The sequence below is a fragment of the Pseudomonas sp. VI4.1 genome, from assembly GCF_002029345.1.
GTDB lineage: Bacteria > Pseudomonadota > Gammaproteobacteria > Pseudomonadales > Pseudomonadaceae > Aquipseudomonas.
Genome location: NZ_MULM01000170.1, coordinates 55,334 through 70,499 on the forward strand (window position 1 = coordinate 55,334; position 15,166 = coordinate 70,499).

Sequence of the window (15,166 nt, forward strand, 5' to 3'; positions counted from 1 at the left end):
GCTCGCGATGGACGTTAACGATGACGCGGGCTGCCTGGTTTAACGCGGCGCCCTCACGTCCATCGCGAGCAAGCTCGCTCCTACAAGGGTCTGTGGTGTTCATATTTCTCCTTCTCGCCCACCCCCGAACCGCCAGCGGTGCCCGATAGTCCAGGGCATGACTGGCATCCAGCCTTTCAATCCGCAGGTTCAGGCGGTGCGTCGCTGCTCAAGCATCAGCCGCACGGCCAGCGCCGATAGCACGAACCCCATGAAATAACGCTGTAGCGCCAGCCAGGTCGGGTTGTTGACGAACCAGGAGGCAATGCCCGCCGCGAACAGTGCGATAAGCAGATTGACGCAGAAACTGACGCTGATCTGGGTCAGGCCGAGGAGGATGCTCTGGGTAAACACCGAGCCATGTTCAGGCGTGATGAACTGTGGAAACACCGACAGGTAAAACACCGCGATCTTCGGATTCAGAGCGCTGGTCAAAAAGCCCATGGCGATCAGTCTGCGCGACGAGTCCGGCGGCAATTGCTGCGCCTCGAAAGGTGAACGCGCCCCCGGCTTGACCGCCTGCCAGGCCAGCCACATCAGGTACAGCGCGCCGGCCCACTTCAGCACTTCATAAGCCAACGGCACCGCGAGGAACACGGCGGTCAAACCGGCAGCCGCCGCGAACAGGTGCACGAAGAATCCCGCGACCACGCCGAGCAACGAAGTCACTCCGGCCTTGCGCCCCTGGCAGATCGAACGGGAGATCAGGTAGATCATATTCGGCCCCGGTGTCAGCACCATCAGCAACGCGGCGGCGGCGAAAATCAGCAGGTCTTGAAGCGGGATCATGGCAGTTCCCCGGCGTGAATGATCAGGCGATCGCGGTCAGCGAGGCTCGATAAAACGGCAGGATCAGGTCCCGTGTCAATGGCGCCAGGATGAGATCGCCGTCGGTGGCCGGGTCGATCCAGCACACCTCTTCGATCTCTGCCGCCGGGGATACGGCTGAATCGATAGTCAGCTGAAAGAGTTCGGCCTGGACGACAAAACCCGGCTCGTTGGCGGCCGGTGCCGAAAATTGCCCAAGGTAGGTGGCCTGCGCCGGATCGATGACCAGGCCCAGCTCTTCATCCAGTTCTCGGGCCAGGGCGTGCACCGGTCGCTCATGGGCTTCGATCTTGCCGCCCGGTTGCATGAAGGCTTCGGTACCGCGCTTGCGGACCAGCAGTGTGCGCCCGTCGGGGCCGATCAACAGGGCGGCGGCGATGCGGATGAGGCGGGGCGAGACGCTGGATAGGGTCATGGGGCAGATCTGGCCTTGGGTAAAACGCGCAAGGATCACATGAGGGTGAGTGCCGGGCAACCCATGAACAACACGCCCCCTGTAGGAGCTGGCTTGCCAGCGAAGAGGCCCTTGAGGATTGCAATAGCCTTGAGGCTTGTGCTGGCCTTGAGGTTTGCGTTGGCCTAGGTTTGCGCTGGCCTTGAGGTTTGCGCTGGCCTTGAGGTTTGCGTTGGCCTAGGTTTGCGCAGGCCTTGAGGTTTGCGTTGGCTTGAGGCCGCCTTCGCTGGCAAGCCAGCTCCTACAGGGGGGGTCAATGCAGGGCTGGGGCCGCCTTGTCTGCCTCGAGAGTCGCGCCGTTCAGATCCTCAGGTAACTTCACAAAAATGGCGTACTTCGCCCCTTCCATGGCTTCGAAAGCGATCAGCTTTTCCACCAGCGCCCCGTTCAACACCTTGCCGGCGTTGAGCAGCAACATGCCGTTGTCGGCATTGAGGTTGCGCGCCAGGATCATGCCCGCCGCCACGTCCCGGGTGGTCAGCACCTTGACCGAAGGATCGGCCAACGAAACATCGCTCAGGTACGCCGCACAGACCTGGATGAAATCCTCCACCATCCCGGGATCGTAGAGCCGCCCGGCATAGTTACGGATATAGACCAATGCTTCATCGCTGTTCATCTGCCGCTCGAGAATCAGCCCACGCTGCAACTCGATGAAATCCACCGCCAGTTTCAGCAGCCGTGAACCGAACGGAATCGCCTCGCCCTTGAGCCGGTCGGGAAAGCCATTGCCATCCCAACGCTCCTGATGGTGAAGAATCAGCCGCGCCGCATCCTTCATCGGCTCGAGCGTCATCAACAGCGACTCGCTCTGTTTTGGATAGCCGCGGTAGCGTTCCCGATCGTTGTGGTGCAGCAGGTCCGCCGGCGCGGTCATCATGCTGTCGGTCCAGCTCAGCTTGCCGATGTTGTAGAGCGCCGCAGCCATGGTCAGGTCGCGACGGGTGCCTTCGTCCAGGTCATGCCGTTGGCAGTAGACCCGCACCAGCTCGATGATCTGGCGGTTGGTCTGTTTGGCCGGCGCCAACCGCAGGTTGGCCAGCAGCGAGAACACCTCGGTGCTGGTGACGTAGCTGTGCTTGAGTTCTTCGTAGGCCAGGTCGAGCATGTCGGCGGTCTGCTGCAGCTCGGCGGTACGGGCGGCGACGTGTTTCTCGAGGGTGGCATTGAGCAGCTTCAATTGCTGGTTCTGATCCCGCGTCTCCTGCACCAGACGCAAGCGTTCACGCTCGGAGTGCTGGTAGGCCAGGGATTGTCGCAACGTCAGCAGCATCTCCTCATCGTGCCAGGGTTTGCTGATGTAACGATGAATCTGCCCTTCATTGATGGCTTTGATAATGACCGTCGGATCGGCGTAACCGGTCAGCATGATCCGGGTGGTGTCGGGGTAGCGCTGATGGATATGGGCCAGCAGCGTGGCGCCGTCCATATTGGGCATGCGCGCATCGCTCATCACCAGGTCGATGGACTGTTGCGCCATAATCTCCAGGGCCTGGGCACCGCTGGTGGCCAGCAGCACGTCATAGGGTTGGCCGCGCAACAGACGACGCAGGCTGTTGAGGATCGACGCCTCATCATCGACCAGCAACACTTTGGGTTTATCGGTCAATGTCGTGGGGAGTTGCTCTTCCATGGCGTCACCTCGAGTGAAACGGCTGTATCGCAGTCAGGATCCGAACAACCATTCCCTATTGTCGGAGCCCGAGCTTCAGGCTAGATGATTTTGCACGTGATCCGGAAATGATTCGGTTGATTCAGTAGCGCGAAGTGCCGGACAGAGGTCTATGCTCAGCTGACTCGGATCCATAATCTGTACGTTCGGCCAGGTGATCAGGGAAAGGATGCCCCGCTATGGACACACCCCACCGTAAAGCTGCCAGTCCCGGCGCATGTCGATGAATTCATTGCTGGCGCGGACCAACCGGCGAATTCTGATCGTCGACGATACTGCTTCGATTCATGCCGACTTCGCGAAGATTCTCAGTCCGGCCACGTTCGACGACGACAGTCTGGTCAGCGCCGAAAATGCCCTGTTCGGCACCTCCGCGGCGATTTCACTGCAAAGTTTCCTGCTCGATTCGGCGTTTCAGGGCCTCCAGGCACTGGACAAGGTCGAGACCGCGCTGGCCAACGACCTGCCCTACGCCATGGCCTTCATCGACATGCGCATGCCACCGGGCTGGGACGGGCTGGAGACCATCGAACGGCTGTGGCAGGTCGATCCCAAGCTGCAGGTGGCGCTTTGCACCGCCTATTCCGACTATTCCTGGGAAGACATCGACGAGCGCCTGGAGTTGGGCGATCGCTTGCTGATTCTGAAAAAACCCTTCGATGCCATCGAAATCCGCCAGATGGCGAGCGCATTGACCGCCAAATGGCAGATGACCGAAGACGCGGCATTGAAAATGTCCCTGCTGGAGCAGGCCGTCGAGGAACGCACCCGGGAGCTGTCCGATGCCAATATCATCGTGCAGAACAGCCCGACCATCCTGTATCGGTTGCGGGGCGAGCCGTCGTTTCCGTTGATGTACATCTCCCACAACATCACCAAATACGGGCACATTGCCGCGGCGCTCGTGGCGTCGGCCAACTGGGCCCAGGAGCTGATCCATCCCGACGATCAATCGAAAGTCGACACTGCCATGGCCCGGGTGCTCGACCGCCATGCGGCGGGCGCCTCCATCGAGTTCAGGATGCGCACCGGCAATGGCGCCTGGCGCTGGGTGGAAAACCGCTACATCCCGGTACGCGACAATGAGGGCCGCTTGCTGGAAGTCGAAGGCATCATCATCGACATCACCGAGCGCAAAATGGCCGAGGAGAAAATCGCCCTGCTGGCCCGCACCGACGGGCTGACCGGGCTGGCCAACCGCGCGACGCTGATCGAACGGCTGCACCAGGCGTTCGCTGCCGCGCGACGGGGCGCCGCCACCTTCGCCATGTTTTACCTGGACCTGGATCACTTCAAACGCATCAACGACTCCCTGGGTCACCCGGTGGGCGACCTGTTACTGCAGGAGGTTGCACGCCGAATCAAGGCCTGTGTGCGGGAAAACGATGTGGTCGCACGCCTGGGTGGTGACGAGTTCGCAATCTTGCAACTGGATGTCAGTGACCCGACCCAATCCGCAGGGCTGGCCGCCAAGGTCCGGGATGCGCTGGTGTCGCCCTACTCCCTGGCCGGCAACGATGTGCGGGTCTCGGTCAGCATCGGCATCAGCAGCTACAGCCCGGCCTGCACCAGTGCCGACGGGCTGCTGACCCAGGCCGACATGGCGCTGTATCGCTCCAAGGAAAAGGGGCGCAACCAGTACCACTTCCACTCCGAGGAGATCAATCAGGAGGTGGTCGAGCGCATGGCCATCGCCAGCGACTTGAGAGAAGCCATCGAACACGAGGAACTGGAACTGCATTACTGGCCGGAAGTGGACCTGAGCAGCGGCAGGATCCTCGGCATGGAAGCACAGGTCCGCTGGAACCACCCGGAACGCGGGCTGCTGGAAGCTTCGGCATTTCTGCCCGCAGCGGAAAAGACCGGCGCCATCGTCGCCCTCGGTCACTGGGTGCTGGATCGTGCGTGCAGGCAAATGCGCCAGTGGCGCGACGCCGGCATGGCACCTCCGGTGATCGCGATCAAACTGTCCCTGGCCCAGCTCAAGAGTGGTCCCGAACTGATCTACGACGTGCTGCGCACCACCGCGCGCTGGGAACTGAGCCCCTGGGACCTGCGCTTCGATGTCACCGAAGCGACGCTGGCCCAGACCAAATGGACCCACAACGATGTGTTGCCACGCCTGCGTGAGCTGGGGGTGAAGATCGCCATCGACGACTTCGGCACCGAGTATTCCTCCTTCGACTACCTCAAGACCTATCAGGTCAATCACCTGAAACTCGCCCAGGCCTTCATCGACACCGCGGCCCGCGACCCGGCATGCGCGAACACCTTGCGCGCCATCATCAACTTCGCCCGGGAGGTAGGGATCGGCATCATTGCCGAGGGCGTCGAAACGCAGGAGCAGCGCAACTCGCTGATGGCCACCGGCTCGCCGATGAACGCCCAGGGCGATTACTTCAGCGAAGCCGTCAGCAGCCAGCAGGCCGCCGAGCTGCTGAAGGCCGGCAGTATCGCGCCCGCGAGCCACGACCTGGGGCCGATGCACGACAACCCGCAACGCGCCACCGGGGACAAAAAATGAAAACCCCTTTCGTGCGAACCAACCGGCGCATTCTGATCATCGACGATACGCCCTCGATCCATGAGGATTTTCGCAAGATCCTTGGCGCGCAAAACGAAAATGAACAAGCCCTGGCCGGCACCGAAGAAGCCCTGTTCGGCACCGTGCAGCAAGATCGACTGTCGTTTCAGCTCGACTCGGCCTACCAGGGTTCGGAAGCCCTCGAACAGGTCCAGTGCGCACTGGCCGAAGGTCGACCTTATGCCATGGCCTTCATCGACATGCGCATGCCACCGGGCTGGGATGGCCTGGAGACCATCGAACAGCTGTGGAAGGCCGACCCACACCTGCAAATTGCCTTGTGCACCGCCTATTCCGATTACAGCTGGGAAGACATGGCGGAGCGGCTGGAATTCGGCGACCAGTTGCTGGTGCTGAAAAAACCTTTCGACAGCCTGGAAATCCGGCAGATGGCCAGTGCCCTGACCTGGAAGTGGCAGATGACGCAGGACGCGGCCATTAAAGTCCTGAGCCTGGAGCAAACCATCGAGGCCCGGGTCCTCGAACTGCTCAAGGTTTCGCATCTGTTGCAGTACGACGTCCTGACCGAGCTGCCCAACAGCACGTTGCTCGGTGACCGCTTGAACCAGTCGCTGGCGCTGTCCCGGCGCCATGACAAGCAACTGGCGGTGATGTTTCTGGGGCTCGACCGCTTCAAACGCATCAACAACGCACTGGGCCATCCGGCCGGTGACCAGATGCTCAAGCAGGTCGGGCGCAATCTGGTGGCCTCGGTGCGTGAGTCCGACTCGGTGTTCCGCTACGGTTCGGACGAATTCGTGGTGATCCTCGCCGACATCCGCCACCCCCAGCAGACCACGGTCATCGCCGAAAAACTCCTCAAGGCTATCCGTGCGCCCCAGCACATCGCCGGCCACGACCTGAGCGTCACCGCCAGCCTGGGCATCAGCGTCTATCCCGACGACGGCTTCGATGCGATCTCGCTGATCAAGAAAGCCGAAACCGCGATGCGCAACGTCAAGGAAAGCGGCCCGAACGACTTCAGTTTTTTCATCGACGAAATGAACCAGCGCGCCCGGGATCAGCAAAGCATCGAGACGGGCATTCGCCTGGCGCTGGAGCGCAACGAATTTGTCCTGCATTACCAACCCAAACTGGATCTGGGCAGCGGTCAGGTAGTCGGTGCCGAGGCCTTGATCCGCTGGCATAAACCGGGGCATGGCTGCGTCTACCCGTCAGATTTTATCGGCGTGGCCGAAGACAGCGGCCTGATCGTCCCGTTAAGCAAATGGGTGTTGGCCCAGGCCTGTCGACAAGCCTGCTTGTGGCAGGCGGCCGGGCTGCCGAAAATCTGCATGTCGGTCAATGTATCGGCCATCGATTTTCGCCAACGGGACTTTGTCGACGGCATCGAACAGGTACTCAAGGACACCGGTCTGGAGCCGGCCTTGCTCGAACTGGAAATCACCGAAGGCGTGTTGATGCAAAACATCGATGCCACCGTGACCGCCCTGAACCGGATCAAGGCATTGGGGGTGCGACTGGCCATCGATGACTTCGGTACCGGTTATTCCAGCCTGAGTTACTTGCGGCGCTTTCCCGTCGACGTGCTGAAAATCGACCAGTCGTTCATTCGCAGCTTGAGCAGCGACAGCAACGACGCCGCGCTGGTCAGCGCCATCATCAGCCTGGGCCGCAGCCTCAAGCTGACCATCATTGCCGAAGGGGTGGAGACCCTCCAACAGCTGGATTTCCTCAAGGCCCATCAATGCGAGGAAGGCCAGGGCTACTACTTCAGCAAAGCCGTGGAGCCGGACGCATTCGTCCGGTACCTGCAATCGGTGCAGCCCTCTTCCTCCGTCTTCATGTGAACGATGCGCAAAGACACTCAGGCCTCAGGCCAAGGAATCATCAGATGTCGCCCTTCTTTCACCACCTGCTTCTGGTGCCGTTGTTCGGGCTCTGTCTGAGCGCCGGCGCCGCTCCTTTGGATGAACCGCTCAAACCATTGCCGGCGGTGCCCAGGCAGGATCCGCTGCGGGTCGAACTCGGGCGCCAGTTGTTCAACGAACCACGCCTGTCGGTCAACGGCTCGTTATCCTGTTCAAGCTGCCACCGGCTGGAAAAAGGCGGTGCCGACAACCAGGCATTTTCCATCGGTTTCGCCGGTCTTCCGGTGGCGATCAACACCCCCAGCGTATTCAACGCCAGCCTGAATATTCGGCAATTCTGGAACGGTCGGGCCGACACCCTCGAAGCCCAGATCCACGAAGTGGTACAGAGCCCCAGCGAAATGGGGAGCAACTGGGAGCACGTAGTGCAGACGCTGTCCGCCGATTCGGCTTATCAGGCCTCATTTGCCAACGCCTACCCGGACGGCGTGACCATGAACAATGTGCAAAACGCCCTGGCCACCTACGAACGCACGCTGCTCAGCAAAAACTCACGCTTCGACCAATACCTGCTGGGTGATACCGATATTCTTACCCGGGAGGAGAAATACGGTTACCAGCGCTTCAAGGAATACGGCTGCATCGCCTGTCACCAGGGGGTGAACATCGGCGGCAACATGTTCCAGAAGTTCGGGGTGATGGGCGATTACTTTCAGGCTCGGGGCAAGCTTGTGGAATCCGACCTGGGCCGTTATCTGGTGACCCGGGACGAAGAGGATCGCAATGTGTTCAAGGTACCCAGCCTGCGCAACGTCGCCGTGACCGCGCCGTACTTTCACGATGGCTCGGCCAGCACCCTCGAAGACGCGGTAGACGTGATGTTCAAGTTCCAGCTCGGGCGCGTTCCTTCCACCGAGGACAAACACCTGATCATCAAATTCCTCAAGACCCTGACCGGTGAATGGGGAGGCAAACCCTTATGAGGATCTCTCGCCGCCGCAACCTGGCGCTGTTGGGCATCGTCGCCGTGATGCTGGCCTCGACGCTGCTGTTCCTGTACTTCAAATCCAACTCGAACCAGACCACGACCTACGCCGAGTCCCGGGACCTGATCGGGCGGATCAAACAGTTGAATGCCCAGTGGGAAACCGAGATTCTCAAGGCCAGGATCGCCATCAGCCACAACTACGACCCCCTGGTCGCACCGCTGACCGAGATGACTGAGCTGTGGCAACGGTTCGATACGATGGCGTCCAGCCACGGCCGCCACGACTCGCCGACCTGGCGCGCCAGCCATGACGCTTACCAGAAAACCCTCCAGGAAAAGACCCGGCTGGTGGAGCAGTTCAAGTCGCACAACGCCGTGCTGCGCAACTCGCTGGCCTTCCTGCCCACTGCCGAGGACGACATTCAGCAACAGCTCGGGCAGTTGGTGGACGGGGACAAACTGCAACTGCAGAACATCGCCACCGACACCTACGATTTGCTGCTCAGCAGCCTCGAGTTCGCCCAGGTCACCTCCGACGACAAGGCGGCTGACATCCTGCTCGGGCTGAGCAAACTGGCGGTCAATAAAGAGCGTCTGCCTGAACAGTTCCACAGTCCGATCGATATTCTGAGCAACCACATTTCACTGATCCTGCGCGAGCAACCGGTGGTCAATCGATTGCTACAAGACATTGAAGCCATCCCCGTGGCCGAACGCCTGGACGACATCACCAGCCTGCTGAACACGGATCAGCAGCGGGCCGATGCGGTCGACCAGCGCTATCACTTCTACATGCTGGTGTTTTCAGTCCTGCTGGTGCTGTTGCTGGTGTACCTGGCGATTCAGCTGATGCGCAGTTTCACGGTGATCCAGCGCGTCAACAAAGCCCTGCAATCGGCCAACGACGATCTTGAACTGCGGGTGGAAGAACGCACCCGCGAGCTCAAGGACACCCAAAGCGAACTGCTCGACACTGCGCGCCAGGCCGGCATGGCCGAAATCGCCACCAACGTGTTGCACAACGTCGGCAACGTACTCAACAGCGTGAACATTTCCGCCGACCTGGTCTCGCGCAAACTGCGCGCCAGCAAGGCCCAGGGCCTGGGCAAGGCCATGCAGCTGATCAACGGGCATCCAGGCGACCTCGGTACTTTTCTCACCCAGGACGAGAAAGGTAAATTGCTGCCCGGCTATCTCAATCAACTGGTGGACGCGATTGCCCTGGAACAACAAGGCATGACCGAGGAACTGGCGCAGCTGAGCAAAAGTGTCGACCACATCAAGGACATCGTCGCCACCCAGCAATCCTATGCCGGCGCCAACAGCCTGATGGAACCGCTGCACATCAGCGAATTGCTCGAAGACGCCCTGCGCATGAATGCAGGCGCCTTGACCCGGCATCACGTCAAGGTGATCAAGGAGTACAACGAGGTGCCGCAGGTCATGGGCGACAAGCACCGGCTGCTGCTGATCCTGATCAACCTGATCAGCAATGCCAAGTACGCCATGTCCGAGTTGGGCAATCGCCCGCGGCAAATGACCCTTGGGGTAAAAATAGTCGAGGATTCGATCCTGCAAGTCAGCGTCAAGGATGACGGCGAAGGCATCGCCGAGGAGAACATGACGCGCATCTTTGCCCACGGTTTCACCACCCGCAAGGAAGGCCATGGTTTTGGCCTGCACAGCTGTGCCCTGGCTGCCATCGAGATGAACGGCCACCTCTCTGCCCATAGTGACGGCCCGGGCAAAGGCGCGCTGTTCACCCTGCAGATCCCGCTTAAAATCGTTCCGGAGCCTGCATGAGCGAGCGTTCGAACCGGCGTATTCTGCTGATCGACGATACACCGTCCATTCATGTGGATTTTCGCAAGATACTCATGCCAACACCGGCGCCGACCGTCGAACTGGACGAGATGGAAGCAGCGCTGTTCGGCAGTGAAGTCAAAACCGCCGGCGCCCTGTTCGAGCTGGACTCGGCGTACGGCGGGCAGGAGGGGCTCGGAAAGCTCAACTGGGCGCTGCAGGAGAACCGTCCTTACGCCCTGGCGTTTGTCGACATGCGCATGCCCGAGGGCTGGGATGGCGCGCAGACCATTGAATACCTGTGGCAGCAGGACCCGCGCCTGCAGGTGGTGGTCTGCACCGCCTATTCCGACTATTCCTGGGATGAGTTGCTCGATCGCTTGCACGCCCACGACCGCTTGCTGATTCTGAAAAAGCCGTTCGACAATATTGAAGTGCAGCAGATGGCCAGCACCCTGCTGACCAAATGGGACATGACCGAACGGGCCAGCATGCAGGTCGACCACCTGGGGCGGATGGTCAAACGCCGAACCCGGCAGCTCACGGAAACCAGCGTTGAGCTGCAGCGGGAAATCGATGAACGCAAACAGCTTGAATCGCAACTGGTGCAATCGGAAAAACTCGCCTCGCTGGGGCAACTCGCGGCGGGCGTCGCCCATGAAATCAACAATCCCATCGGCTTCATTTCTTCCAACCTTGGCACGCTCGATGGCTACTTCAAGCAGTTGCAGGAAATGCTCGACGCCTATCGGGATGCCGAAGAGGCCATCGGCTCCAGCGAGCTTATCGAGCGCTTGCAACGGCTGCGCGAACAGGTCGAACTGGAGTTCCTGCGCGATGACATTCCGCTGTTGATCAAGGAGTCCAAGGACGGGATCGACCGGGTCAGTCAGATCGTCAAGGACCTCAAGGATTTCTCCCGCGTGGACGCCAATCAGGAATGGCAGTGGGTCAACCTGCAACAGGGCATCGAGTCGACGCTGAACATCGTCGCCAATGAACTCAAGTACAAGGCCGATGTGATCAAGGAGTATCAGGAGCTGCCTGACATCGAGTGCCTGCCTTCGCAGATCAACCAGGTGATCATGAACCTGATCGTCAACGCCTCCCAGGCCATCGGCCCGGAACGCGGCACCCTCACCCTGCGCACCGGGCATGAAGCTGAAAAGGTGTGGATCGAGGTGCAAGACACCGGCTCCGGCATCGCGCCGCAGAGCCTGCAGAAAATCTTCGACCCGTTCTTCACCACCAAGCCGGTGGGCCAGGGGACGGGGCTGGGCTTGTCGCTGTCGTATGGCATCGTGAAGAAGCACCGGGGGCAGATTTCGGTGCGCAGCGAGGTTGGCGCAGGGACCACGTTCAGGATCGAGTTACCCATATACCAAACAAAACCGGCGGCCTGAAACACGACCCGCGAAGAAATCCTTAAGGACGGTGCAAGCCTCGAGGGCCTCTTCGCTGCGGTGCGGCGACCCGACAAGCCGGCTCCTACATGATCACCTGCGTGCCGATGCATTGTGGTCAACGCCAAACCCTGTAGGAGCCGGCTTGCCGGCGAAGGCGTCTTCAGATGCGCTGCAAGGCTTGAGGTCGCCTTAACCTTTCAACTACGTGTGCTCATTGTTTAAGGCATCACCCTTTACGACACTCCTGACCACATACCTGGGCCGGTGCTTGGTTTCCATGTAAATCCTGCCGATGTATTCCCCCATGACGCCGATCCCGACCAGTTGCACCCCTCCCAGAAACAGAATCGCCGTGATCAGCGAGGGAAAACCGGGCACTTCATTGCCCATTCTGCGATGAGTTTGGGCCTGATAGAACACCTCGATGGCCTTCTCTTCATTGAAGACTGGAACGATCAATGAAATCTTCATGACTCGCGCCCACGAAACACTACAACCGTGTCGCAAAAGAATCCTTTCCCCAAGTCCTTCATGACACTTTCCTGCCTGCGTTTCGACGACCTCAGGGTAGAACCGGCGCGAGTGCCGGTCTACTGTCACAACTGACAGGTAGGCAAGCGTTTCAGGTCAACGCTCGATCGGGCAATTGAGTGGTGAGCCACTGACCATCGCGCTTCACCAGTGCAGTACCTTGATCCGCGTCGGCTCTTTCATGACGATAAAGCCGTAGTCGCCCAGCAGATAAATCCGGTAGTACTGGTTCTCCAGCAACGGTGTGTAACCCTGATACCCCACCCGGGTTGCGTTGCGTCGATCCCGTTCGGACACCACGTTGGTGATGCCCAGTTTCGGCAGGTTTTCGGCCAACACCAAAAAGTCGATGTTCAGCAGGTAGTGCAACACCGGCATCTGCTTGAACGAGCCCGCAGCCCCCACCAGCCAGTGATCGGAATAGGTCACCGACAGGTAGATGCGCTTGGCCTCGCGCAGTTCTCGACGGGATGCAATGTCGTACGCCATGCTGGATGCCGCGCTGGCAGCGAAGACTTTCTGCACCGTCAGCACCCGGCCATAGGCATACGACAACGACAGCATCGCCAACAGGGGAATCACCAGCAGCAGCGGCAGCCGCTCGTGGATGTGTACCAACGCCAGGTGGCTCAAATAGAACAACAACAGCAACAGGACCGCGAACCCCATCAGCGTCCTGGCCCCTTCATTGAAATCGCGAAAAAACAGCGCCATCCCCGACACCAGCAGCGTCACCACCGGCACCGTCAGCACACAGACCAGGCCGACCAGCAGGTTCTTCCCCGGGCTGTCCTGACGCGTCGCGACCTTGAACCCCAGCCGAATCGCGCCGGCCACGGCGCACAGCAGCAATCCGGCGAACACCCAGGCCAATCCGCCATGAAACAACAGCACGATTTTTTCCAGCACCCGACCGATGTTGATGTGCAGTTGCAGCAGCGGCTCCGCCGCCCAGTTCAGCAGCGACGTGCGATTGTGTTGGGTGAACGGATAAGCACTGACGGCGTAAATCAGACAACCAAGGATCGCCTGAGCCATTTTCCAGCCCAGCACACCGCACCACTGCGGCCAGGCTAGTCGGTCATTGGCGCCTTTGAGTGCCTCGAGGCAACACAGCCCGAGAAACACATTGAAGCTCACCTGGTACAGCCCCAGCGCCAGCGCAACCAGGAAGGACGGCACCAGCCACTGCAGAATGCGCGAGGGGTGACGAAAAGTGATCGCGTAGATCACCGCCACCAGGCTCAAGGTCATGGCGGGGCCGTCGTATTGATAGGACAGGTTTTGCAGGAAGAAGGGGTTGTACCAGAGCGGCAACACCACCAGGCAGCAGGCAAGCGTCGGCTGCGGGTAGTAATGAAAGGTCAGGCGGGTCAGCGCCGCGGCCATGGCCAGCGTGGCAATCAACAGCGGCAACGGAAACAGGTTCGGCGCGCTGCTGCTGAATGTCAGCAGGTTGTAAAACACCTCGGTGAACAATCGGCCCTGCTCCGCCCAGGCCATGCCCGCCGAGAGCGAACGCCAGTTGTCGTCGATATACGGATAGTCGGCGAGAATCAGCGGCAGCACGTACACCAGCAGTGCGAGCAGAAAAAACAGCCAGACCTGACGGCGTCCAAGTTCTTCGCTGACCAGTCGCTTGAACCGGCCCATGCTAAAGCCCGAGCCGGTTTTTGCCGCCGACGATGTCCTTGACCACATAGCGCGGCCGATGCTTGGCTTCGATGTAGATGCGGCCCACGTACTCGCCGAGGATGCCGATGCCGATCAGCTGTACGCCGCCGAGAAACAGGATCGCGGTCATCAACGACGGGTAACCGGGGACGCTGTTGCCGAAGAAAATCTTGTCCAGCACCATGTACACCGCATAGAGCACCGCGAAGATCGAAATGCCGCCACCGATGTAGGTCCACAACCGCAAGGGCACCGTGCTGAAGGAGGTCACGCCTTCGAGCGCCAGGTTCCACAGTTTCCAGCCATTGAACTTGCTGCTTCCCGCCACTCGCCCGGCGCGCTCGTACTCCACGACCACCGTGGTGAACCCGGCCCACGACAGCACGCCCTTCATGAACAACTGATGTTCCGGCAGTGTGCGAATCACATCGACCACCTTGCGGTCCATGAGTCGGAAATCCCCGACGTTTTCTTCGATCCGGGTGTAGGCGATACGGTTGAGCACCTGGTAGAACAGCGCTGCGCTGAGGCGTTTCAGGACGCCGTCGGCGGTGCGATCGCGGCGTTTGGCGAGCACCACATCGGCGCCTTTCTGCCATTGTTCAATCAACCGCGGGATGACGCTGATCGGATCCTGCAGGTCGACATCCATCGGGATCACCGCATCGCCGCTGGCATATTCCAGGCCGGCGAACAGTGCCGGCTCTTTGCCGAAATTACGCGAGAAGTTGATCAGCAATACCTGGTCATCGGCTTGCGCCAGCGCCTTGATCTGCTCGGCCGTGCGGTCGGAACTGCCATCGTTGATGAACACGATCTCGAACTCGACCTGTTCCAGTTGCAACTCACGCCGCACCGCTTGATAAAACAGGTCGATCGCCTGTTCCTCATTGAATACCGGGACGATCAACGAGATTTTCATTGCTCACGCTCGCGAAACACCACGTATTTCGAAAACAGAAAACCCAGCACCAGGCTCAAGGCTGAAAACAGGGCCACTGTCAGCAGACCATGAAACCGCCATACGTCACCGGCATGGCCGACGCCCAGGCTCAGGGCCCCCATGGCCCCCAAGAATAGAAGATAACCGCCGACCGAGGCCTTGGCATCGAAGGTGTACAACGCGTTCATGTAGAAGGAAAACGAGGCGGCAACGCAGAAGGCTGCCAGGTTGCTCATGGCCTGACTGAAGTCGGCTGCCTCACTCAGCAGGAAGAAAATTTGCCAGTGGATCAGCGTATTGGCGACCCCGACCACCGTGTAGCTGGAAAATCCTTTCCACAAGAGCCTCATGGTGCCCCTCCGTTTCACGTCATAAAGCTTTGAACCTGTCTACTGTCAGAAATCACAGGCCC

The 15,166-nt window shown here is 60.0% G+C and carries 11 protein-coding genes and 1 pseudogene; 5 read left to right on the forward strand and 7 right to left on the reverse strand.

Going from position 1 to position 15,166, the window contains the following annotated elements:
• Nucleotides 1-189: 189 nt before the first annotated feature.
• From BZ163_RS22485 to BZ163_RS22495, 3 genes are all read right to left on the reverse strand, one after another.
• On the reverse strand, nucleotides 190-828 hold the full coding sequence (locus BZ163_RS22485) for a LysE family translocator (RefSeq protein ID WP_128872642.1): 639 nt from the start codon (nucleotides 826-828) through the stop codon (nucleotides 190-192).
• A gap of 22 nt (nucleotides 829-850) precedes the next feature.
• A complete protein-coding gene (locus tag BZ163_RS22490; RefSeq protein ID WP_128872643.1) occupies nucleotides 851-1,282 on the reverse strand; it encodes an NUDIX domain-containing protein in 432 nt (143 codons plus the stop codon).
• 292 nt (nucleotides 1,283-1,574) lie between these two features.
• Nucleotides 1,575-2,954, reverse strand: coding sequence for an HD domain-containing phosphohydrolase (locus BZ163_RS22495; RefSeq protein WP_128872644.1), 1,380 nt, complete (start codon nucleotides 2,952-2,954; stop codon nucleotides 1,575-1,577).
• A 256-nt stretch (nucleotides 2,955-3,210) separates the two neighbouring features.
• Between BZ163_RS22495 and BZ163_RS22500 the strand changes: the two genes are divergently transcribed.
• The 5 genes from BZ163_RS22500 to BZ163_RS22520 are packed head-to-tail and all read left to right on the forward strand — an operon-like array spanning nucleotide 3,211 to nucleotide 11,603.
• Nucleotides 3,211-5,517 (forward strand): bifunctional diguanylate cyclase/phosphodiesterase, encoded by a 2,307-nt coding sequence (locus BZ163_RS22500; protein ID WP_128872645.1) that lies wholly within the window; start codon nucleotides 3,211-3,213, stop codon nucleotides 5,515-5,517.
• Nucleotides 5,514-7,388, forward strand: coding sequence for a bifunctional diguanylate cyclase/phosphodiesterase (locus BZ163_RS22505; protein WP_128872646.1), 1,875 nt, complete (start codon nucleotides 5,514-5,516; stop codon nucleotides 7,386-7,388). Before BZ163_RS22500 ends, BZ163_RS22505 begins: the two co-directional genes overlap by 4 nt.
• Nucleotides 7,389-7,432: 44 nt before the next feature.
• Nucleotides 7,433-8,392 carry a cytochrome-c peroxidase gene (locus BZ163_RS22510; protein WP_128872647.1) on the forward strand — a complete coding sequence of 320 codons (960 nt, stop codon included), beginning with the start codon at nucleotides 7,433-7,435 and terminating at the stop codon, nucleotides 8,390-8,392.
• Entirely contained in the window at nucleotides 8,389-10,200 is a 1,812-nt protein-coding gene (locus tag BZ163_RS22515) for a DAHL domain-containing protein (RefSeq protein ID WP_128872648.1), read from the forward strand. Before BZ163_RS22510 ends, BZ163_RS22515 begins: the two co-directional genes overlap by 4 nt.
• Nucleotides 10,197-11,603 (forward strand): ATP-binding protein, encoded by a 1,407-nt coding sequence (locus BZ163_RS22520; protein ID WP_128872649.1) that lies wholly within the window; start codon nucleotides 10,197-10,199, stop codon nucleotides 11,601-11,603. The genes BZ163_RS22515 and BZ163_RS22520 overlap by 4 nt, the downstream gene beginning before the upstream one ends.
• 204 nt (nucleotides 11,604-11,807) lie before the next feature.
• On the opposite strand, the pseudogene BZ163_RS22525 reads toward BZ163_RS22520, so the two are convergent.
• The 4 genes and pseudogenes from BZ163_RS22525 to BZ163_RS22540 all read right to left on the reverse strand — a co-directional run.
• Nucleotides 11,808-11,993 (reverse strand): annotated as a pseudogene (locus tag BZ163_RS22525) (glycosyltransferase); the annotation flags it as partial.
• Nucleotides 11,994-12,281: 288 nt separating this feature from the next.
• On the reverse strand, nucleotides 12,282-13,790 hold the full coding sequence (locus BZ163_RS22530; protein WP_128872650.1) for a glucosyltransferase domain-containing protein: 1,509 nt from the start codon (nucleotides 13,788-13,790) through the stop codon (nucleotides 12,282-12,284).
• A 1-nt stretch (nucleotide 13,791) separates the two neighbouring features.
• Nucleotides 13,792-14,733 carry a glycosyltransferase family 2 protein gene (locus BZ163_RS22535; RefSeq protein WP_128872651.1) on the reverse strand — a complete coding sequence of 314 codons (942 nt, stop codon included), beginning with the start codon at nucleotides 14,731-14,733 and terminating at the stop codon, nucleotides 13,792-13,794.
• Nucleotides 14,730-15,104: a GtrA family protein gene (locus tag BZ163_RS22540; RefSeq protein ID WP_128872652.1), complete on the reverse strand. Its 375-nt coding sequence runs from the start codon at nucleotides 15,102-15,104 to the stop codon at nucleotides 14,730-14,732. The genes BZ163_RS22535 and BZ163_RS22540 overlap by 4 nt, the downstream gene beginning before the upstream one ends.
• Between the last annotated feature and the right edge of the window lie 62 nt (nucleotides 15,105-15,166).

What these genes read in the sequence shown, in the direction of transcription:
- BZ163_RS22485 (WP_128872642.1), bottom strand. Translation starts at nt 828, where the DNA reads ATGATCCCGCTTCAAGACCTGCTGATTTTCGCCGCCGCCGCGTTGCTG.
- BZ163_RS22490 (WP_128872643.1), bottom strand. Translation starts at nt 1,282, where the DNA reads ATGACCCTATCCAGCGTCTCGCCCCGCCTCATCCGCATCGCCGCCGCC.
- BZ163_RS22495 (WP_128872644.1), bottom strand. Translation starts at nt 2,954, where the DNA reads ATGGAAGAGCAACTCCCCACGACATTGACCGATAAACCCAAAGTGTTG.
- BZ163_RS22500 (WP_128872645.1), top strand. Translation starts at nt 3,211, where the DNA reads ATGTCGATGAATTCATTGCTGGCGCGGACCAACCGGCGAATTCTGATC.
- BZ163_RS22505 (WP_128872646.1), top strand. Translation starts at nt 5,514, where the DNA reads ATGAAAACCCCTTTCGTGCGAACCAACCGGCGCATTCTGATCATCGAC.
- BZ163_RS22510 (WP_128872647.1), top strand. Translation starts at nt 7,433, where the DNA reads ATGTCGCCCTTCTTTCACCACCTGCTTCTGGTGCCGTTGTTCGGGCTC.
- BZ163_RS22515 (WP_128872648.1), top strand. Translation starts at nt 8,389, where the DNA reads ATGAGGATCTCTCGCCGCCGCAACCTGGCGCTGTTGGGCATCGTCGCC.
- BZ163_RS22520 (WP_128872649.1), top strand. Translation starts at nt 10,197, where the DNA reads ATGAGCGAGCGTTCGAACCGGCGTATTCTGCTGATCGACGATACACCG.
- BZ163_RS22530 (WP_128872650.1), bottom strand. Translation starts at nt 13,790, where the DNA reads ATGGGCCGGTTCAAGCGACTGGTCAGCGAAGAACTTGGACGCCGTCAG.
- BZ163_RS22535 (WP_128872651.1), bottom strand. Translation starts at nt 14,733, where the DNA reads ATGAAAATCTCGTTGATCGTCCCGGTATTCAATGAGGAACAGGCGATC.
- BZ163_RS22540 (WP_128872652.1), bottom strand. Translation starts at nt 15,104, where the DNA reads ATGAGGCTCTTGTGGAAAGGATTTTCCAGCTACACGGTGGTCGGGGTC.